This is a genomic window from Comamonas brasiliensis, from assembly GCF_018292285.1.
GTDB classification, from domain to species: Bacteria; Pseudomonadota; Gammaproteobacteria; order Burkholderiales; family Burkholderiaceae_C; genus Comamonas; species Comamonas brasiliensis.
The window spans coordinates 270,962-289,783 of the sequence record NZ_JAANES010000006.1 but is presented as its reverse complement, the minus strand read 5'-3'; the positions used below and the strand labels follow the sequence as shown (position 1 = coordinate 289,783).

14 protein-coding genes and 1 tRNA gene are annotated in these 18,822 nt (G+C 59.6%); 2 read left to right on the top strand and 13 right to left on the bottom strand.

Features of this window, described 5'->3' with window-relative positions:
* Positions 1-312 precede the first annotated feature (312 nt).
* Positions 313-1,935, top strand: coding sequence for a sensor domain-containing diguanylate cyclase (locus tag DJFAAGMI_RS22195; RefSeq protein ID WP_211459207.1), 1,623 nt, complete (start codon positions 313-315; stop codon positions 1,933-1,935).
* Positions 1,936-2,347: 412 nt separating this feature from the next.
* On the opposite strand, the gene DJFAAGMI_RS22190 is transcribed toward DJFAAGMI_RS22195, so the two are convergent.
* The 10 genes from DJFAAGMI_RS22190 to prfB form a co-directional block, all read right to left on the bottom strand.
* Complete coding sequence (locus tag DJFAAGMI_RS22190; protein ID WP_211459202.1) at positions 2,348-2,812, bottom strand: DUF421 domain-containing protein; 465 nt, start codon at positions 2,810-2,812, stop codon at positions 2,348-2,350.
* A 9-nt stretch (positions 2,813-2,821) separates the two neighbouring features.
* Entirely contained in the window at positions 2,822-3,418 is a 597-nt protein-coding gene (locus tag DJFAAGMI_RS22185; protein ID WP_211459201.1) for a cysteine hydrolase family protein, read from the bottom strand.
* Positions 3,419-3,426: 8 nt separating this feature from the next.
* Positions 3,427-4,035, bottom strand: coding sequence for a hypothetical protein (locus tag DJFAAGMI_RS22180; RefSeq protein WP_211459200.1), 609 nt, complete (start codon positions 4,033-4,035; stop codon positions 3,427-3,429).
* A 258-nt stretch (positions 4,036-4,293) separates the two neighbouring features.
* Positions 4,294-5,457, bottom strand: coding sequence for a zinc-dependent alcohol dehydrogenase (locus tag DJFAAGMI_RS22175; protein ID WP_211459199.1), 1,164 nt, complete (start codon positions 5,455-5,457; stop codon positions 4,294-4,296).
* Positions 5,458-5,700: 243 nt separating this feature from the next.
* Positions 5,701-6,156: a ferritin-like domain-containing protein gene (locus tag DJFAAGMI_RS22170; protein ID WP_211459198.1), complete on the bottom strand. Its 456-nt coding sequence runs from the start codon at positions 6,154-6,156 to the stop codon at positions 5,701-5,703.
* A 792-nt stretch (positions 6,157-6,948) separates the two neighbouring features.
* Positions 6,949-7,024: transfer RNA gene (locus DJFAAGMI_RS22165), tRNA-Thr, on the bottom strand.
* 13 nt (positions 7,025-7,037) lie between these two features.
* Entirely contained in the window at positions 7,038-8,060 is a 1,023-nt protein-coding gene (locus DJFAAGMI_RS22160) for a class 1 fructose-bisphosphatase (RefSeq protein ID WP_003061245.1), read from the bottom strand.
* 57 nt (positions 8,061-8,117) lie between these two features.
* The gene (locus DJFAAGMI_RS22155; protein WP_249334695.1) at positions 8,118-9,101 is read right to left on the bottom strand and encodes a hypothetical protein; all 984 of its coding nucleotides are present in this window, start codon (positions 9,099-9,101) and stop codon (positions 8,118-8,120) included.
* Positions 9,102-9,112: 11 nt separating this feature from the next.
* A complete protein-coding gene (gene pepN, locus DJFAAGMI_RS22150) occupies positions 9,113-11,815 on the bottom strand; it encodes an aminopeptidase N (protein WP_211459194.1) in 2,703 nt (900 codons plus the stop codon).
* Between the two features lie 18 nt (positions 11,816-11,833).
* Positions 11,834-12,938, bottom strand: a protein-coding gene (gene prfB, locus DJFAAGMI_RS22145) for a peptide chain release factor 2 (RefSeq protein WP_155293381.1) whose coding sequence is annotated in 2 segments (ribosomal slippage) — positions 11,834-12,856 and positions 12,858-12,938 — 1,104 coding nt in all. Because the reading frame shifts where the segments join, the coding sequence is not laid out codon by codon here.
* 295 nt (positions 12,939-13,233) lie between these two features.
* Between prfB and DJFAAGMI_RS22140 the strand changes: the two genes are divergently transcribed.
* Positions 13,234-15,012, top strand: a complete 1,779-nt coding sequence (locus tag DJFAAGMI_RS22140) for a methyl-accepting chemotaxis protein (protein WP_211459192.1) — start codon at positions 13,234-13,236, stop codon at positions 15,010-15,012.
* Positions 15,013-15,267: 255 nt separating this feature from the next.
* Here DJFAAGMI_RS22140 and DJFAAGMI_RS22135 read toward each other — a convergent pair whose 3' ends face one another.
* The 3 genes from DJFAAGMI_RS22135 to DJFAAGMI_RS22125 form a co-directional block, all read right to left on the bottom strand.
* Entirely contained in the window at positions 15,268-16,542 is a 1,275-nt protein-coding gene (locus DJFAAGMI_RS22135; RefSeq protein ID WP_034377687.1) for an acyl-CoA dehydrogenase family protein, read from the bottom strand.
* Positions 16,543-16,593: 51 nt separating this feature from the next.
* Positions 16,594-17,679, bottom strand: coding sequence for a phosphotransferase (locus tag DJFAAGMI_RS22130; protein WP_211459190.1), 1,086 nt, complete (start codon positions 17,677-17,679; stop codon positions 16,594-16,596).
* 255 nt (positions 17,680-17,934) lie between these two features.
* Positions 17,935-18,654, bottom strand: a complete 720-nt coding sequence (locus DJFAAGMI_RS22125; protein WP_029158393.1) for a Crp/Fnr family transcriptional regulator — start codon at positions 18,652-18,654, stop codon at positions 17,935-17,937.
* Positions 18,655-18,822 lie beyond the last annotated feature (168 nt).

Genomic DNA, 18,822 nt, shown 5'->3' with positions numbered 1-18,822 from the left:
GGCACGAGGACGCAGCTTGGTTGGTCTCAAGAAAATTAAGCCTCGCCAAGCCCGCTTTGGCACCCCAATGTGTCGCAATCCATGGTCGAGGGCGGCCATAGGCTGAGGTCGACCAGGGATCGCCTCCTCGAACCTCGCGTGTCCTGGAGCAGCATCGAAAGCAGGTAGCTGTCATGAAACGGCTGCACTCAGCTGGCGTGATGACTATTCCTGACTTTTCGCTTTAGGCGTACTTGTTACCATTTGCTCACAACGGCCTGGAGGGTGTACGTGAGCAAGGCATTACCGCAGCAAGCTCAGCACAGACAGTCCATGCGATCCACCGTGCGCATGGCCACTTTGGCGGGAGCGCTCGCCTGGCTGGCCTTGGTGGCCAGTCTCGGGTGGTGGATGTCACAGAGAATTGTGGCGTCGGAGCTGGACCGTCTGGCGGACAGCGCTGAGTACGAAGCCAAGACAACCGCACGCATCATGGATCGGCTTTTCACCGAAATGGTAAGTGTGGCCAACATGGTGGCACGTCAGGGACTGGTGATCCAGCTCGCCACCCGCTATCGCACGGATCCACCAGGCCTGGTTCAGCTCACACGCCAACAGCGCGCAGCGCAATTCACGCAAGACCCGTTGGTGCGCAAAGTGGGTGACTTCATGAATGAGCTGTCCAGCGATCTGCGCTATGCCCGCATCTACATGAACAATATGTCGGACGACACGGTCACAGCCAGCAACTGGGCTGAGTCCGACAGCATCGTGGGAATGATCTATTCAGGTCGGCCTTATCTCGTCGACGCATTGCGTGAAGGCAATGGCCATTCGTTCGGTATCGCGCGCCTGAACAAGACGCCATCCTATTTCGTGTCTAGCCGTATTGAGAGCGAGGACGATCAACCTCTGGGTTCCGTCACGGTCAAGTTCGATGCCCCGGATATTGTTCCCTACCTGTCCGGGAGTCACATTGCACTGATCCTGGATCGCCAGGGTCGGGTAACCACGACATCGTCCGCGCCATTCATGCTGCGCAACGCCAGCGTGCTGCTGGCGCCAGGTTCTGCGCCTGCTGCGGCAAGGACCAACGCTTTGGACAGTGATGAACAGCCAGGCGAGCCGCTCGATGCGCGTGCAGTGACCGGCTCAGATCAGTGGATCATTGACGGCAAGCCCTACCTGCTGCGGCATGAACCGCTCTCCAATACCCAATATCAACTGATCACACTGGCGACTTTGGATCACTTGCCACTCATGCGTAGGCAGCACATCGGGTTAGCTGGGCTGGTAGCGTCGGTGGGTCTGCTTTTCATTTTGCTTGGCGGTCATGCGATTGGACTGATGGTGGAGCGACGGCAGGACGAGTGGTACGCGGCCAATCATGATGCACTAACCAATCTGCCAAACCGGCGCAATGTGCTGGGTCAACTGGACCAGTTGTTCGCTCAGGCGAAGCAAATGCAGCAATGGGTAATGGTGGCCTTCATCGATCTGGATGGTTTCAAAGCGATCAACGACACCTATGGTCATGAGGTTGGCGACCAATTCCTTGTCGAAGTCGGTCGACGCATGAGTACCGGTTTGCGGAAGAGTGACGTGCTGGGACGATTAGGTGGTGATGAGTTCGTCGTCATTGGACTGGTTGCCCCGCCAAGCCTCGCAGATCAGGACAAGACCCTGGAGGCTATGCGCGGCCGCCTGGCCCCACTGCTGATTGGGCAGTATGAATTTCCTGAATGCAGCCTCGACTATCCCGGCGCTAGCTTCGGCATTGTGATGGTCGATCCATCCATCAGCTCGACACAGACCGTGCTCAAGGAGGCTGATCTGCGTATGTATGCGGACAAACAGGCAAGGCGGACGTCGCAAAGGGAGTCTGCAAAGAGTGACGCAGCCTGTGCAACATGGGAACTGCCAGAGCACAGCACACGGATGCCGCTGCCAACTTAGCTTCAATGAACGACATGATTTCGGCCAAAAGCACTCGAAAGTGTTTCTAAGATATTGGCCGTCATTGGCATCTTTGAGTTTAGCGACTGCAGAGGGCCGGTAGGGAGAGTGCACGGTTGTGCCAGGTAGCAGACCCCGACACGCGAGCTTAGCTTGAGAAGTCAGCTGGCTACTAAGTTGGGAACTTCTGATGTCGGCCGGAAGTGGTCGATTGCTATCATCGTCTTGTACGGCTGACTCAACCTGAAACGTGCCACTGAGTATCTTTGTGACGGCAGGCACGACAGCTAGCGAGAAATGCACCGTAAAGAGTGCGGTATGGAAGTCAAAAATTCAAAGCCTTGCTTGGGAAGTATGTCGTTTGGCCCGTGATTGACACTGCAGCATCGGCCCTGGTGTAGCTTTCATTTCATCAGTCCTGGATTTTCTGGATGCTGATACTGCCGTCCGCTTCCAGGAACATACATCGTATTTCCTGCTCCTCACAATCTGCCTCTCTCAAGGCTTTCTCCACATCGTTTTGAGAAACCCGATGCTTTTTTCTGACTGCATCGAAAATCTGACCATTCCTGCCGATCAGAATGGCCTCGCCTTCCAATAGCTTCTCTGCACCACGCCACCGCGCTGTGACAAAGCCAATCAACGCGTTTAATGCGATCAGCACAACACAGACAATCAGTCCTCCTGGAAGGGATTGATCAGAGCCAGTCATGGACGGGCCAGCTGCCTCGCTTACAAGCATTACCACCAGAAGGTCAAAGGGCGTGAATTGTCCTACCGTACGTCGTCCCGTGGCCCGCATCATCAAAAGAAGCAGTGCATAAACAACGATAGCGCGTAGCAGCAGTTCAAGCGGATGGACATCAAGATCCAGCATACTGATTCCCTACGAACGTGAGGATCTGTGGCGCGTTCGGGTTGAAGCCCGGACCGAACAATCGAAGGCCCGACGAAGATGCTGCAACGCATACGCTTTCCGAGAGGGGCTTTCAGCAGCCGTGCAATCACTCGGCACCCAGACGTCATATCCAGACATGCGTGCATCGGTAGCACTGAGCATCACACACATGTCTGTTGCGAATCCCACGATGACCAATTTCTTCGCATCCATCCGATTGAGCAGATGTTGCAAAGGCGTGGAATGAAAAGCCGAATGCTGGGGCTTCAATATCACCAGATCTCCTTCGGCAGGTGCCAGGGTCCGTGCTATCACTCCGCGACGCCCCGACAGCCCGCTGCATTCGGCCAGGATATTGGTGAACTCGCTGTGCCAAGTCCCATAGTTGTCGTTGGCATAAATGGCAGGGACGCCACGAGCGCGCAGCCTTGCCTTGAGGCTGGCAATTGTCAGCGCTGCCTTCGAAGCATCCCTTACCAAGCTTGCAGCATTGGGAAATTGCAGGGGATTGATGACATCCACCAGCAAAAGAACCTCTGCGGCACGAGGCACAGCGGTAGGTTTCAGCGCTCGTTGAAGCGACATGTCGGCCGTTAGAGCATTGTCTTGCGCTGCTGCTCTGCTCGAGAAGCGCCGATAGCCGTCTCGACTTGCTTGACTTCTTCGGGTGGGGGAAGGACTGCCGGCATACCGAGACTCTCTATAGCCAGTTCGCGGCACCAGCCTTTGGTGTGATAAAGGTGATGGTCTTCGTCCTTTTCCACTCGGGAATGTGCTTCTTTCAACGCCTTGCCGGTTTCGCCGGTAGCCACTTCCGCGACCTTACCCAGAAGCTCCCAGTTGGCATGATCCTTGGTTTCCGCATGTACGACACACTCACATGCGACCAGTTGCGCCGCAACCGGATTGCCGTCAACCAGCGCCAGTTGCATCGCTTTTACAAGTGACCGGCCGATATGTTTTACCACCTCGCGTGAAGGAGCTGCCTCGTCTGCATCAATGCCTAGCAATTCGCACGTAGTGCGCACCACGTTTTGATGATTTAAAGTCTCCTCAAGGTACTTTTCCCATTCCTCTTTCAGATCATCATTGATGGCGCAGGTGAGGGCTGTCCGATAGACCTGCTCGCCGCCAAGCTCTGTTTCCATCATCTGCAGCAGCAAATCCTTGAGCTGGGATTCGTCATATCGAGTTTTGGCCATTTCATTCTCCAGTTTCAAACGATCGGTCGAAATAAGAAATCAGCAATTTCGATAGATCGGTCTGTAGGTTGAACATTGCAGACATCTGATACGCATAACTCATGCCAGCTATTCCTATAGGGAAACGAAGCTCAAGTGCAAAGCAATTGTATTTTTTACCGCAGAATATTCACTATTGCATGTGTTTTAGATTACTTTTTTGGAATACCTGTCATACAAAATTTGTATTTTTAGATGCCAAAAATTGACTGGAAAATACTATGGAGTCAGGATAACTTTTCGGCAGAAGTCCTGCTGTTTCTCAAATATTTCATACCCCTTGACGATCTCACCCAAATTCATTCGGTGGGAGATGATGACCTCTGGCTTCATCAAGCCATTGGCTATGTGTTGCAACAACTCTGGTAGGTACCTCTGGACATGCGTCTGCCCCATTTCAAAGGTCAGCCCCTTTTCAAAAGCATCTCCAAACAGAAAGCCATGTATGAAGCCTGCATAAACGCCAGGCACGCTCACCACGCCACCGCGGCGGGTTGCAGCAATGCATTGGCGCAGCGCCTTGCCGCTTGAGCCTTCAATTTTTAGATTGGTCAAGACCGTTTCCACGGCACTTCCCTTGGCCTCAAAGCCGACAGCGTCTATGGTGGCGTCCACACCCCTGTTCTGGGTATTTTCGAGAATGTACTCCGCCGGATCATCAACTACCGAGAAATTTATCGGAATAACCCCGTAAGTCTTTTTTGCGAATTCAAGGCGGTAATTGCTTTCATCTACCATAAAGATAGTCTCTGCCCCTAAAAAGCGGGCGCACATGGCGGTCATCAGGCCGACAGGGCCGGCGCCAAATATGGCGACCGTGGAACCACTGGAGATCCGTGCATTGAGTGCTGCCTGGTACCCGGTGGGAAGGATGTCCGACAAGAAAAGCACCTGTTCATCATTCAGGAAGTCGGGTATTAGAATAGGGCCAGTATTTGCCTTTGGAACCCGTGCATATTCTGCCTGTCCCCCTGAATATCCTCCGTACAGATGGCTATAGCCAAAAAGCCCGGCACCAGGTCGTGCTGATTTTTTGTTGATAATTGCCCCTCGCCCTGTATTGGTGTCCTCGCAGGCGGCAAACAGCGATCTATTGCAAAAAAAACATTCCCCGCAAGCAATCACAAATGGAACGACCACTCTGTCGCCCTTTTTTAGGCCTTTGACGTCGTGCCCCACGTCTTCGACAACTCCCATAAATTCATGACCCAGGATATCTCCGGTCTCCATTCCTGGAATCTTGCCGCGATAGATATGAAGGTCAGATCCACATATGGCTGTGGCGGTCACCTTGATAATAATATCTTCAGCGTCTTGTAAGCGGGGGTCAGCCACCGTATCGAAGCGAACATCCTTGGAGCCATGGTAAGTAAGAGCCTTCATAGGATTCTCCGTCTAAAGAGTCAATGCCATTGATAAAGAGTTGCTAGCTCCAGATGGCAATACCTGTGCCCGGTGTTTCGGGACGGAGTCAGTGATACCGGCCACAGACCAAAGGCAGCTTTCAGGCATCAGACGGGACATCGAACAAGGCTCAAGGTGTGCAACTCGTGCTTCACCAAAGTCGAAAGCTGCTACCAGCGAGAAGAGGTTGCAGGCAACGTTACCTGGAGCCTTGCCTCTGAGTCAGTCATTCGCGATTTTCGCTTGGTCACGCAGGGTCCGAATCTGAAGATGATTGCGCTTGGCCCCTTCGAACTGGTGCTGAACGACCGAACGAACATTCGGGGGCAGATCTTTGGTCAGCGCCATGCGGAAGCGCTCTACGGCCGTGTCTTCCCCTCGCTCTGCCTCCTCGAGCATGCTCAGGTCACTATATCCAGCCAGGACGCCCTTGACCGCTACCCAGCCCCGATGTGCAGCCCCCGCCAGCGTGCCATCATCGACAGACTTTCCGCCCAACTGCCTCACCAGCTCCTGCAATTCACGCGCTCCCTTGTGGCAGTCGTCTGCCCTGCTGCGAAACTCTTGCTTCAAGGCTTCGGTTCGGGCGTGCTCGGCAGCACTTGTAAAGCCGTACTCACCATCCTTGCAGTTTTCGATCAGCTCGTTCAGTGTGTCTATCACTGTACTGTTGTCCATATCGCTCACCCTGTTTCAGTCAAGTCATGTAGATCGCCTCTCCCTGGACAAGCCAGAAAACCAGCGCCAAGGTATCCGGCAAGCTGCGTGCCCACAGGGGAAGGGGCAGCCCTTGAGAGACTGCTAGATAAGACGAAGCCTTACGTATCCACCACTCCGAAGGTCCTCAATGGCGTCTGAACATGTGGCGATGTTGGTTGAACCGAGCGCCACCTGAGAGGGCCGTGAAATTGCGTCTTGCGCAGCGCAATCACCTGCTCAGTGCACGACAAAAAGGCGAAGGCCGCTGGGCGGCAGAGCGGCCCGCGGCATTGTCGTCATCGGCTGCACACCTGGACACAGCCGCATGCAGTTTTAGTGAGCGGTCCCAAAGCACTCATTCGGACTTATCTCTAACAGCCTGGAACGGGTGTTGCGGTTGAAGTGAAGGTGATCTAAGCCATTGACCAAAACGGTTCACTTGTCAGTTGCGTGCCGGCCGGTCTGATCGCCAACATATGGCATGTACAACATGCGCAGGCCGTTGCGGCTTCTTGGCATGGCGCGCTTGTATGTTGTACCACCTGTACCACCGGTGTAACACCAGCCAATTCGCCGCAAACCCGCATGGAATAAGGCTGTACCACGTGTACCACCTGTACCACCAAAAAGAATGAAAGTCTGGGTCAATCAAGGCACAGGAACCCGACTGGTGCTGATCCAGATTTATCAAAAATGCCTACAGATTGCCTACAGATCCCAAAAGCAAAAAACCTCGCTATGTTTTCCATAGCGAGGTTTCTTTGTTTAACTTGGTGCCGGAGACATGAATCGAACACGCGACCTTCTCATTACGAATGAGCTGCTCTACCGACTGAGCTACACCGGCGATAAGCTATAAATTATAGCGCTTTTTCGTCGGCTTCGAGATGGTAGCTGGTCACGCGCTCCACTTCGTTCTTGGAGCCGAGGACGACGCTCACACGCTCGTGCAGCTGCGTGGGCTGGATGTCGAGGATGCGCTGGCGGCCGTTGGTAGCCATGCCGCCAGCCTGTTCGACCAGCCAGCTCATGGGGTTGGCTTCGTACATCAGGCGCAGCTTGCCGGCCTTTTGCGGTTCGCGCTTGTCCCAGGGATACATGAAGATGCCGCCGCGGCACAGGATGCGGTGCACGTCGGCCACCATGGCTGCCACCCAGCGCATATTGAAGTTCTTGCCGCGCGGGCCGTCGGCGCCGGCCAGGCATTCGTCCACATAGCGCTTCACGGGGGCATCCCAGTGGCGCATATTGGACATGTTGATGGCGAATTCCTTGGTGTCTTCGGGGATCTTGACGTTTTCCTCGATGAGCACGAACGAGCCTTGCTCTCGGTCCAGGGTGAACATGGAGACGCCGTCGCCCACGGTCAGCACCAGGGTGGTCTGGGGGCCGTAGATGCAGTAGCCGGCCGCCACTTGCTGGGTGCCGGGCTGCATGAAGTCGCTGTCATGCACGCCGGGGTGGCCTTCGGGCTTCTTGAGCACGCTGAAGATGGTGCCGATGGACATGTTGATGTCGATGTTGGACGAGCCGTCCAGGGGGTCGAACATCAGCAGGTACTCGCCCTGGGGATAGCGGTTGGGCACCACATAGATGCCTTCCATTTCTTCCGAAGCCATGGCTGCCAGGTGGCCGCCCCACTCATTGGCTTCGATCAGGGTTTCGTTGGCGATGATGTCCAGCTTTTTCTGCACTTCACCCTGCACGTTCTCGCTGCCTGCCGTGCCCATGACGTCGCCGAGCTCACCCTTGTTCACAGCAAAGCTGATGCGCTTGCAGGCGCGGGCCACCACTTCCAGCAGCAGACGCAGCTGGCCGGGGATGAGCCCGTCCACGCGTTGCTGCTCGACCAGATAGCGGGTCAGGCTGATGTTTTTCTTCATGTTTCAACTCCTTGAAATTCGATGCAAATCTGAAATGGACTGAGGGCAGGGGGCCGATCACTTGCCTGGACGCCCTGCATTGCGCTGCTCCAGTTCCGCCAGCAGCTCCCTGGCGCGGGTTTGCTGCTCGCTGTCTTTGTGGTTCAGCGCGTATTGTTCATAGCGGGCCAGCCATTGGCGGGCCTGCGGTTCCTGCTTTTGCTCATGGGCAAGTACCATGAGCTGGAAATAGCTGTCGTAGACGGTGGCATGGTCTTGTGCCGTTTGTGCAATCTGCAGACGCTCCTGAAGATAGGCACCAGCCTGCTTCAGGTCGCCCAGCTCATAGCAATTTTGCGCAATATTGGTGAGCACACCACGTATCTGCTGCAGATTGCCCATGTCGTTGAGGCGTTCGCGCGCCACGGGCAGCAGCCGCTCATTGGCCTGCCTGGCTTCGCGAAACCGCCCCAGCTCATGCAGCAGATAGCCTTCGTCCTCGTAGATGCCGAGAATCTGCATCTGGCTCGGAAAATCCAGAGCCCGCCCAGGCTTCACGCTTTCATCCCAGCGCATCTCGGCGGGTAGGCCGGCAATCTGCTGCAGCGGGTATTGAGCCTGAAGGGCCTTGACCTGCTTGAGCGCTGCCGCGTGCTGTCCAGCATCTGCCAGCCAGCGGATGCTGGAATAGCGCAGGAAGAACTGTGCATAGGACAGCTCCGGGTCTGTCTGGGTGCCGGGCAAAGCAGCCAACGCTGTGCTGGCTGCCTTGGCAGCCTCCTTGGGCATGCCGCGGCGCGCATAGACGCTGGCCTGTGTGTAATAGAGCCGGAAGGCGTCGCGAGCAACGACTCCGGGCTTTTTCAACAACGGCTCCAGTGCCTGCAGGTCGGCACTCATGGCGCGTCCGCTGAAGCTGCCGCCTTCGCTGAAGACGGTGGCATACAAGGGCGCGAAACGGGTTTCGAATCCTGCATCGGGTTTGGCTGCCGCGCCCAGCGACATGCTCGCCGCAGCGACGGCAAGGGCCTGGAAGCCCTGGGCCGTGCGTCGGGCAAGCATGTGCAGGTCCATCAGTCCGCCAGGGCGCGGGTGATGACCTCGCGCACATCGTTGGACAGATCGGGCTTGGCTGCCACGCGGGCAATGGCTTCGCGGGCTGCAGAGCGGTAGGGCTCGGCCAGTTTTTTCCAGCGGTCCATGACCCGGGCCAGGCGGGAGGCCACCTGGGGGTTGATGCCGTCGATCTCGATCACGCGATCGGCCCAGAACACATAGCCCGCCGCATCGGCGCGGTGGAAGGCGCCAGCATTGTTGCAGTAGCTGAAGATCAGGCTGCGTGCGCGGTTTGGGTTCTTGATCTGGAAGTCGGCGTGCTTCATCAGCGCCTTGACGGCCGGAAGCACATCGCCGCCGCGGTCGCTGGCTGCGCCCTGCAGTGCAAACCATTTGTCCAGCACCAGTGCATCCTGCTTGAACAGCGCGTGGAAGCGCTGCAACGCCTGCTCGGCCAGGGGGCTGGCGCTGTAGACCAGGGCGGAGAGGGCCGCCATGCGGTCCGTCATATTGCCTGCGTCCTTGCAGCGCTGGTAGGCCTTGCCGGGCCAGACCGTGTCGCCAGTCCGGGCGGCCTGCAGGCACAGCATGGACAGGGCGCGGCCTGCCAGTGCACGGCGGCCGGCGCTGACATGGTCGGGGCGATAGGCGCCGGTGTCTCGGTTGGCCTCCCAAGCCGCTTCCCATTCGGGCTGCAGGGCACTCGCGAGCTGCAAGATCATGGCTTCGCGCACGGCATGGACGCGCTGCGGATCGACCTCGGCCAGTTGCTCGGCGATATAGCTCTCCGACGGCAGCGTGAGCACCAGGTCCTTGAACGCGGCATCCAGCTTGTCGTCACGCAGCACGCGGCGCATGGCTTCGATGAAGTCTGCTGGCAGGATCTCGGCGTTGGCGTCGCCGCTGGCAGCGATTGCCTTGAGGGCATAGCGCAGGCCCAGGCGCTGGCTGGCTTCCCATTGGTTGAACGGGTCGCTGTCATGGGCCAGCAGGGTCAGCAGATCGGCATCGCTGAATTCATGCTCCAGCACCACGGGGGCACTGAAGCTGCGCAGCAGCGAGGGCACGGGTGCTTCGTTCACATTGCTGAAGACAAAGCGCTGTTCGGCTTCGGTCAGCACCAGCATGCGGCTGGCGACTGCCTGGGCCGCATCCTCGCCTTGCAATTGCAGGGCGATGGGCTGGCCGCTGGCCGTCAGCAGACCCATCTGCACGGGAATGACGAACGGCAGTTTCTCGGCCTGACCCACGGTGGGCGCACAGCTTTGCGACAGCGTCAGCGTATAGGTCCGGGCGTCTGCATCGTACTGGCCCACGGCCTTGAGCACGGGCGTTCCGGCCTGGCTGTACCAGCGGCGGAACTGCTGCAGATGCTGGGCCAGGGGAGAGTCGGGGTTGGCGTCGGCAATGGCCTGCGAGAAGTCGTCGCAGGTCACTGCTTGGCCGTCATGGCGCTCGAAGTACAGCTTCATGCCCTTGGCAAAGCCTTCGCGGCCGACCAGGTTGTGCTGCATGCGCACGACTTCCGCGCCTTTTTCGTAGATCGTGACCGTGTAGAAGTTGTTGATCTCGATATAGCTGTCGGGGCGCACGGGGTGGGCCATGGGGCCGGCATCCTCGGGGAACTGCACGGTGCGCAGCACGCGCACATCGTCGATGCGCTTGACGGCGCGGGCCGAAGCCGTGCCCGCCATGTCCATGCTGAACTCCTGATCGCGGAAAACCGTCAGGCCTTCCTTGAGGCTCAGCTGGAACCAGTCGCGGCAGGTGACGCGGTCACCGGTCCAGTTATGGAAGTATTCGTGGCCGACGACGGATTCGATATTGGCGTAATCGGTGTCGGTGGCCGTGGCCTGGCTGGCCAGAACATACTTGGTGTTGAAGATGTTCAGGCCCTTGTTTTCCATGGCGCCCATGTTGAAGTCGCTGGTGGCGACGATCATGAAGCGGTCCAGATCCAGGCTCAGGCCAAAGCGGGCCTCGTCCCATGCAACGGAGTGCATGAGGGAGTTCATGGCGTGCTCGGTCTTTTCGAGGTCGCCGGGGCGCACATAGACCTGCAGCAGGTGATCGCGGCCGGCACGGCTCTTGATCTTCTGCTCGCGGGCCACCAGATTGCCGGCCACCAGTGCAAACAGATAGCTGGGCTTCTTGTGCGGATCGACCCACTTGGCAAAGTGGCGGCCGTCGTCCAGGTCGCCGGACTCCACCAGATTGCCGTTGGACAGCAGCACCGGGTACTGGGCCTTGTTGGCGCGCAGCGTGACGGTGTACATGGCCATCACGTCGGGGCGGTCCAGGAAGTAGGTGATGCGGCGGAAACCTTCGGCCTCGCACTGCGTGAAGAACGTGTCCTCGCTCACATACAAGCCCATGAGCTTGGTGTTCTTGATGGGGGCGCAGGTGGTGAAGATCTCCAGCTCCACGGGCTCGTTGCCCTCGGGCAGGTTCTCCAGCACCAGCTGGTCGCCATCCATCTTGAAGGAGGTACCACCGCCGTTGACCATCACCCGCGCCAGATTCAGCTCGTCGCCGTCCAGGCGAAGCGCCTGTGCCGGCACCTCGGGGTTGCGGCGCACGCGCATCTTGCTGAGCACGCGCGTCTTGGCTGGGTCCAGGTCAAAAGTCAGGTCCACCGTGTCGATCCACCAGGCCGGGGCCTCGTAGTCGGCACGATAAATCGCGGTGGCCGGGGCTTGCCCGTCACGCAGTTGCAGCATATCGATTCCTTTCTAGGATCAGAGGCCTTGCTTGAGCGAGGCTTCGATAAACACGTCCAGGTCGCCGTCCAGCACCTTCTGGGTGGCCGAGACTTCGACGTTGGTGCGCAAGTCCTTGATGCGGCTGTTGTCCAGCACATAGGAGCGGATCTGGTGACCCCAGCCCACATCGGTCTTGGTGTCCTCGAGCTTTTGCTGCTCTTCCATGCGTTTGCGCATCTCGAAGTCGTACAGCCTGGAGCGCAGGCGCTGCCATGCCACGTCACGGTTGCTGTGCTGCGAGCGACCATCCTGGCACTGCACCACGATGCCCGTGGGAATGTGGGTCAGGCGCACGGCCGAGTCGGTCTTGTTGATGTGCTGACCGCCGGCGCCCGAGGCGCGGTAGGTGTCGGTGCGCACATCCGACGGATTGATGTTGATCTCGATGGAGTCATCGATCTCGGGATAGACGAACAGCGAGGAAAAGCTGGTGTGACGGCCGCCAGAGCTGTCGAAAGGCGACTTGCGCACCAGGCGGTGCACGCCGGTTTCGGTGCGCAGCAGGCCGTAGGCATACTCGCCTTCGACCTTGATGGTGGCGCTCTTGATGCCGGCTACGTCGCCCGGAGTCTCTTCTTCGACCGTGGCCTTGAAGCCCTTGCGTTCCGCGTACTTCAGGTACTGGCGCAGCAGCATGCTGGCCCAGTCGCAGGCTTCGGTGCCGCCGGCGCCGGCCTGGATGTCGATGAAGCAGTTGAGCGGATCGGCTTCGCCGCCGAACATGCGGCGGAACTCGAGCTCCTCGATCAGCGGCTTGAGCTTGGCGGTTTCGGCCTCGATGGTCTCGAGGCCGGCATCATCGCCTTCTTCCTTGCTCATCTCGAACAGCTCGACGTTGTCGGCCAGCTCGGTGGTGAGCTTCTGCAGCGTCAGCACGACGGAGTCGAGCGACTTCTTTTCCTTGCCCAGCTCCTGCGCCTTCTTGGGGTCGTTCCAGACGGCCGGGTCTTCCAGCGAGGCGTTTACAGTGCGCAGACGTTCGTACTTGGCATCGTAGTCAAAGATACCTCCGGAGATCTGCCGTGCGCTCGGACAGATCTTGGAGGGTGTTGCCGATAGAGTTGACGCGTTCTGCTTCCATGGTGAATCCGTTGTTCTTGCTGATAAATAACGGGTGATTTTCTCATGCCAAACGGCTGTGGGGATGCAATGGCCTTTGACAGGGCTTTTGCGTGCGTCATCGGGGTGTCTTTTTGATCCCAGCTATGTCCCTGATACCCCCATCGGTTTTATTCATGGATGCCGTTACTCGAGGTAACAAATACTGCATAGAATTCGCAGGCGCGCGCAGTGTGCACGCGCTTTTCGGACCGTTCTTCCTATTTCCCATCTCGCAGGTGCCAGACCTTCCAGGTCGTCCAGGCTCCCCATCCCCCATGAACTTCTTTCGCAACCTCAAGCTGGCCAACAAGCTGCTGGTGTCTTTTGTGCTGATCCTGCTGATCAGCGCGGTATCGGGTCTGTACGGCCTGGTACAGATGGAGCGTGTCAATGCCACGGCCACCGATCTGGCGCGCCAGTGGCTGCCGGCGGCCCGCAACCTGCAGGACATGCGCTATCAGCTGCAGCGCTATCGCTCGCAGACCATGCAGCATGTGATGGCGCAGTCGTCCGAGGAAATGGCGGTCTATGACAAGAGCATGCCCAAGCTCTGGGACGAACTGGTCCAGAACCAGCAGTCCTATGCCAAGTATGTGAAGACCGACAAGGAGCGGGCATTGCTGGCCGAGATCGGCGAGGATCTCAAGGCCTATGCCGTGCAGACGGCCAAGGTGGTGGATCTGTCGCACCAGCTGCTCAACGATGACGCCAGCGAGATTCTGCGCGGCGAGTCGCTCAAGATCAGCCGCGGCATCAACACCCGTCTGGATGCGCTCAGCGAGATCAACTACCAGGCCACCGAGGAAACCAACCAGGCCGGCGACGACCTGTATGCCGCTGCCCGCTGGTGGGTGATGGCGCTGCTGCTGGGCTCCATCGTCATCGGCGTGGCGCTGGCAGTGCTGATCGCGCGCTCCATCTCGCGTCCGCTGCAGTCGGCCGTGCAACTGGCGCAGTCCGTGGCCGCAGGCGATCTGAGCGCCAGCATCACCGTGCAAAGCCGCGACGAAGTGGGTCAGCTGCTGAAGGCGCTCAAGGACATGAACAACAGTCTGCAGCGCATCGTGGGCCAGGTGCGCCAGGGCACGGACTCGATCGCCTCGGCCAGCAGCCAGATTGCCAGCGGCAACCAGGATCTGTCCTCGCGCACCGAAGAGCAGGCCAGCTCGCTGGAGCAGACGGCGGCCTCGATGGAAGAGCTGACCGCCACCGTGCAGCAAAATGCCGGCAACGCCCAGCAGGCCAACCAGATGGCCTCTGCCGCATCGCAGGTGGCCGTTCGCGGCGGTGCCACTGTGGCCCAGGTCGTGCAGACCATGTCGGCCATCAATGAGTCCTCGCGCAAGATCGTGGACATCATCGGCGTGATCGACTCCATCGCCTTCCAGACCAATATTCTGGCGCTGAACGCGGCGGTGGAAGCGGCCCGTGCGGGCGACCAGGGCCGCGGCTTTGCCGTGGTGGCCTCCGAGGTGCGTACCCTGGCCCAGCGCTCGGCCGAGGCGGCCAAGCAGATCAAGCAGCTGATCGACGACTCGGTGAGCAAGGTGCAGGAAGGCAGCACGCAGGTCGACGAGGCCGGCAGGACCATGGACGAGATCGTGATGAGTGTGCGCCGCGTCACCGACATCATGGGCGAGATCTCGGTGGCCAGCCACCAGCAGACCTCGGGCATCGAGCAGGTCACCCAGGCCGTGACGCAGATGGATCAGATGACCCAGCAGAACGCCGCCCTGGTGGAGGAGGCTGCGGCCGCGACCGACGCACTGCGCGGCCAGGCCGCCGCGCTGGCGGAGACGGTGAGCTTCTTCAAGCTCGGCGCCCAGTCCGGCCAGCAAGCCGCACCGGCCCTGGCTCCAGCGACGTTCAAGCCCGCGCCTGCCAGGGCTGCGATCAAGGCTCCTGCCCCGCTCAAGGCCTCGTCGGCTGCACTCAAGCGCCCGGTGATGTCGGCGGCGAGCAAGCCGCCGGTTCTGAGCCCCGTGAAAAACGCAGCAGCGCCCCAGCCGCAAAAGGCCGCAACGGCAGACGATGGAGAGTGGGAGAGCTTCTAAGCCTGATAAGGGTGTGCGGTGCCGGGCCCGGTGCCGCTAGCTATGCTGCTATTGATTAAGAAGCTTCTATCGCATGGATTCATTGAATTTCAAGATGTTTTGTATCTGAAATCTTTTGATATAGGGCGGTATAAGCTTCTTTGTTGATAGCGAATAACAAATCTGCCATCGAAACAAAAACACCCCGCAGCCGTGGCTGACGGGGTGCTTTTGTTTCCGGGCAGCAGCGGCGCGATGCGCTACCGCTGCCTCGCATCAGCCGCCGCGCGTGATGGGCACTTCGGCGTTCTTGCCGTAGCTGCCGTATTTGCCCAGCTCCCACTTGGCAATCGCGTTGCGGTGCACCTCGTCGGGGCCGTCGGCGAAGCGCAGCGTGCGTGCTGCGGCATAGGCATAGGCCAGCGGGAAGTCGTCGCACATGCCGCCGCCGCCGTGGACCTGCATGGCCCAGTCTATGACCTGGCAGGCCATGCTGGGGGCGACGACCTTGATCATGGCGATCTCGGTCCTGGCCACCTTGTTGCCGGCCACGTCCATCAGCCAGGCGGCCTTGAGCGTGAGCAGGCGCGCCATGTCGATCTTGCAGCGTGCTTCGGCAATGCGTTCCTGTGTCACGGTCTGCTGGGCCACGCTCTTGCCGAAGGCCACGCGGCTGCTGGCGCGCTTGCACATCAGCTCCAGCGCACGCTCGGCCAGGCCGATCAGTCGCATGCAGTGGTGAATGCGGCCCGGGCCCAGGCGGCCCTGGGCGATCTCGAAGCCGCGCCCTTCGCCCAGCAAAATATTGCCGACGGGAACGCGCACGTTCTCGAAATACATCTCCATGTGGCCGTGGGGCGCATCGTCATAGCCCATCACGTTCAGCGGACGCTCGATGCGGATGCCCTTGGCATCCGCCGGGATGATGATCATGCTCTGCTGCGAATGCTTGGCCGCTTCGGGGTCGGTCTTGCCCATGGTGATGAAGACCTGGCAACGTGGATCGCCGGCACCCGAGATCCACCACTTGTGGCCGTTGATCACGTATTCGTCGCCCTGGCGCTCGATGCGCGTGCAGATATTGGTGGCGTCGGAGGAGGCGACTTCGGGCTCGGTCATGGCGAAGGCCGAGCGGATCTTGCCTTCCAGCAAGGGCTTGAGCCAGCGCTCCTTGAGTTCGGCACTGCCGTAGCGGGCAATGGTCTCCATATTGCCGGTGTCCGGCGCGGAGCAGTTGAAGACTTCGGAAGCCCATGGCACGCGGCCCATGATTTCGGCCAGCGGTGCGTATTCCTGGTTGGTCAGGCCCGCGCCGTGGTAGCCCGAGGCTTCGGCGCTGTCCACGGGCAGGAACAGGTTCCACAGGCCGGCGGCCTGGGCCTTGGGCTTGAGCTTTTCAATGGTTTGCAGCGGCGTCCAGCGTTTGCCGGCGGCCGTGTTGGCCTGCATCTCCTGGGCATATTCCTTTTCTGCCGGGTAGATGTGTTCGTCCATGAACTTGAGCAGGCGCTGCTGCAGGTCCTTGGTTTTGGGCGAGTAGTCGAAGTCCATGAGTGCTCCTTTTGTTGTGGGACGGTCTGATTGCGTGGTGGTGGATGAAAGTCAGGCGCGCTGAGCGAAGGACCAGGCCAGCTCGGCCATGGGGCGGGCGGTGTCGCCCGAGGCCTTGGCCTGGGCGCTGGAGGCCGTGCCGGCCTCGACACGTTTGGCAATGCCTTGCAGGATGGCCGCGATGCGGAACATGTTGTAGGCCAGGTAGAAGTTCCAGTCGCGCTGCAGCGTGGCCACATCGGCAATGCCGGTGCGCTGGCAGTAGCGCTGCATGTAATCGTGCTCGGCGGGGATGCCCAGGCCCGCGATGTCCAGGCCCGCAATGCCGCGGCCCAGCTCGGCCGGGATATGCCAGCTCATGCAGTGGTAGCTGAAATCGGCCAGCGGGTGGCCCAGCGTGGACAGCTCCCAGTCCAGCACGGCGATCACGCGCGGCTCGGTGGGGTGGAACATCAGGTTGTCCAGGCGGTAGTCGCCATGCACGATGGAGACGCGGCCCTCGTCGCGCGCGCTGGCCGGCATATGGGCGGGCAGCCACTCCATCAGCTTGTCCATCTCGGGGATGGGCTGGGTCACGGAGGCCACATACTGCTTGCTCCAGCGACCGATCTGGCGCTCGAAGTAGTTGCCGCTCTTGCCGTAGTCGGCCAGACCGCGCTCGGCAAACTTCACGCTGTGCAGGGCCGCGATCACGCGGTTCATCTCGTCGTAGATTTCGGCCCGCTCGGCGGGCGTCATGCCGGGCAGGGACTGATCCCAGAGCACGCGGCCTTCCATGAATTCCATGATGTAGAAGGCGCGGCCGATGACGGATTCGTCTTCGCACAGCGCATACATGTGCGGCACGGGCACATCGGTGCCGGCCAGGCCTTTCATCACGCGGTACTCGCGCTCGATCGCATGCGCAGAGGGCAGCAGCTTGGCCACGGGCCCGGGCTTGGCGCGCATCACATAGCTTTTGCCGGGTGTGATCAGCTTGTAGGTGGGGTTGGACTGGCCGCCCTTGAACATCTCCACCTGCAGCGGACCTTCAAAGCCCTGGACATGCTGGCTCATCCAGGCACCCATGGCATCGGTGTCAAAAGCATGCTGATCGGAAACCGCGCGGGTGCCGACGAAATGGTCATAAGTGCTCATGCTGTCTCAGTCCTGTGTTCGATTTGTGATGCGCAAGGCGCAGCCCGCCACGCCGCGCCGAAGGCGCAGCGAGCGAATGCGTGAAAGGGGAGAGTTGCCGCAGAACGCGGCGAAGAGAGAAACGAAGGTGAAAACTGGCGCGATCCCGGCCAGAGATGCCGAGCAAGAGCCGCCTCGCGGCGATGGCATCGTCCCCCTCCCGCAAGCGCAGCGAAGCGAGAGAGGGGGAAGCGGCAAAGCCGCTCAGGGGGTGAATCAGTGATCCGTGTCTGCAATACGCAGCAGCGTCACCCGGTCGCGCACGATGAGGCCACCTGGCTCGATGCGAATGACTTCCTCGCGTTCCATGGACTTGAGCTCCTGGTTGACGCGCTGACGCGAGGCGCCCAGCAGCTGCGCCAGCTCTTCCTGTGCCAGATGCAGGCCGATGCGGATCTCGTTGCTGTCCGACAGGCTCATCACGCCATAGCTGCGCGTCAGGTGCAGCAGTTGCTTGGCCAGGCGCGCGCGCAGAGGCAAGGTATTGAGATCTTCCACCAGACCGTAGAGCTGGCGCACACGGCGCGCATTGAGGCGCAGGATCGCCTCGGAAAACTCCACATGCTCGGCCAGAATGCGCCTGAAGTCTGCCTTGGTCAGGCACAGCAGCGTGGTCTCGCCATGTGCATAGGCGTCGTGCGTGCGCTTGTCGCCATCCAGAATCGCCACATCCCCGAACCAGATGCCCGGCTCCACATAGGTCAGCGTGATCTGCTTGCCCGTGATGGAGGTGGAGCTGACCCGCACCGCGCCACGCGCACAGGCAATCCACTCCTCGGGCGGTTCGCCGCGAGCGCAGATGAGCATGCCATCTTTGTATCGTTTGACGTAAGCGCATCGAAGAATGTCGTGCCGCAAAGAGGGCGAAAGGGATGAAAACCAGCGACCAGAGTTGATCGCCTCACGTTCTTCCATACTAAGAATTGGCTCGTCCATGTTCTGTCTTGTGCGTGACTGGTAACCGCCCCATTGTCGCGTGTGGGACCGGCCATGCCGAAGCTGATGGACTCAGGGTTGTCACCTGTGTGTCCGCTTTTACGGCGAAGAGGGCTTGCGCCAATCAAGAAAACCCAGCAGCCATGCGGCCTGCGCAGCGGCGCTCCA

Excerpts from the sequence above, each read along its gene's own strand:
- DJFAAGMI_RS22185 (WP_211459201.1), bottom strand. The coding sequence starts at position 3,418 with ATGTCGCTTCAACGAGCGCTGAAACCTACCGCTGTGCCTCGTGCCGCA.
- DJFAAGMI_RS22160 (WP_003061245.1), bottom strand. The coding sequence starts at position 8,060 with ATGAAGAAAAACATCAGCCTGACCCGCTATCTGGTCGAGCAGCAACGC.
- pepN (WP_211459194.1), bottom strand. The coding sequence starts at position 11,815 with ATGCTGCAACTGCGTGACGGGCAAGCCCCGGCCACCGCGATTTATCGT.
- DJFAAGMI_RS22135 (WP_034377687.1), bottom strand. The coding sequence starts at position 16,542 with ATGGACTTCGACTACTCGCCCAAAACCAAGGACCTGCAGCAGCGCCTG.
- DJFAAGMI_RS22175 (WP_211459199.1), bottom strand. The coding sequence starts at position 5,457 with ATGAAGGCTCTTACTTACCATGGCTCCAAGGATGTTCGCTTCGATACG.
- DJFAAGMI_RS22195 (WP_211459207.1), top strand. The coding sequence starts at position 313 with ATGCGATCCACCGTGCGCATGGCCACTTTGGCGGGAGCGCTCGCCTGG.
- DJFAAGMI_RS22125 (WP_029158393.1), bottom strand. The coding sequence starts at position 18,654 with ATGGACGAGCCAATTCTTAGTATGGAAGAACGTGAGGCGATCAACTCT.
- DJFAAGMI_RS22170 (WP_211459198.1), bottom strand. The coding sequence starts at position 6,156 with ATGGACAACAGTACAGTGATAGACACACTGAACGAGCTGATCGAAAAC.
- DJFAAGMI_RS22180 (WP_211459200.1), bottom strand. The coding sequence starts at position 4,035 with ATGGCCAAAACTCGATATGACGAATCCCAGCTCAAGGATTTGCTGCTG.
- DJFAAGMI_RS22190 (WP_211459202.1), bottom strand. The coding sequence starts at position 2,812 with ATGCTGGATCTTGATGTCCATCCGCTTGAACTGCTGCTACGCGCTATC.
- DJFAAGMI_RS22130 (WP_211459190.1), bottom strand. The coding sequence starts at position 17,679 with ATGAGCACTTATGACCATTTCGTCGGCACCCGCGCGGTTTCCGATCAG.
- DJFAAGMI_RS22155 (WP_249334695.1), bottom strand. The coding sequence starts at position 9,101 with ATGCTTGCCCGACGCACGGCCCAGGGCTTCCAGGCCCTTGCCGTCGCT.
- DJFAAGMI_RS22140 (WP_211459192.1), top strand. The coding sequence starts at position 13,234 with ATGAACTTCTTTCGCAACCTCAAGCTGGCCAACAAGCTGCTGGTGTCT.